This is a genomic window from Actinomadura sp. 3N407 (assembly GCF_052245875.1).
In the GTDB taxonomy this organism is placed as follows: domain Bacteria; phylum Actinomycetota; class Actinomycetes; order Streptosporangiales; family Streptosporangiaceae; genus Spirillospora.
The window spans coordinates 1-535 of the sequence record NZ_JBQQBP010000106.1 but is presented as its reverse complement, the minus strand read 5'-3'; the positions used below and the strand labels follow the sequence as shown (position 1 = coordinate 535).

The 535-nt window shown below is 69.0% G+C and carries 1 protein-coding gene; it reads left to right on the top strand.

Annotated features, from left to right (window positions below; all coding sequences use genetic code 11):
• Nucleotides 1–204: 204 nt before the first annotated feature.
• Nucleotides 205–535, top strand: a 331-nt coding sequence (locus tag ACTWPP_RS45160) for a pyridoxal 5'-phosphate synthase (RefSeq protein ID WP_443110643.1), incomplete at its 3' end; no start/stop codon positions are given.

Here is a 535-nt window from a genome sequence, read left to right as displayed (position 1 = left end):
CTTCATCCTCGGCCGGTCCGCCCGGCCGAGGATGAAGAGTGTTCAGCTGATAAGGCGGTGCCGTGCCATTGAACCCTGTCGGCTTTACCGACCAGTACCCAGGGGTCGTCCGAGTTGCACAAGCTCCAGGTGAGAGGCTCTGACGCTGTGGATGACCCAACGCCCGATCCGGCCCGGCTCCGGAGATCCTACGAGGGGGGCGAATTGTCCGAGTCGGCACTCCCTGCCGACCCGCTCGCCCTGTTCGCCGGCTGGTTCGCCGACGTGCACGCCTTCGGGCTGCCCGAGCCGAACGCGATGGTGCTGGCCACGGCGTCGGGGGACGGGATGCCGAGCGCGCGGACCGTCCTGCTGAAGGGGTACGGGCCGCAGGGTTTCCGCTTCTTCACGAACCTGACGTCGCACAAGGGCCGTGACCTGGCGGAGAACCCGCGGGCGGCGCTCGTGTTCCCCTGGCACGCGATGCACAGGCAGGTCCGCGTCGCGGGCCCGGTGGAGGAGCTGTCGCGGGAGGAGTCGGCCGCCTACTTCAGGA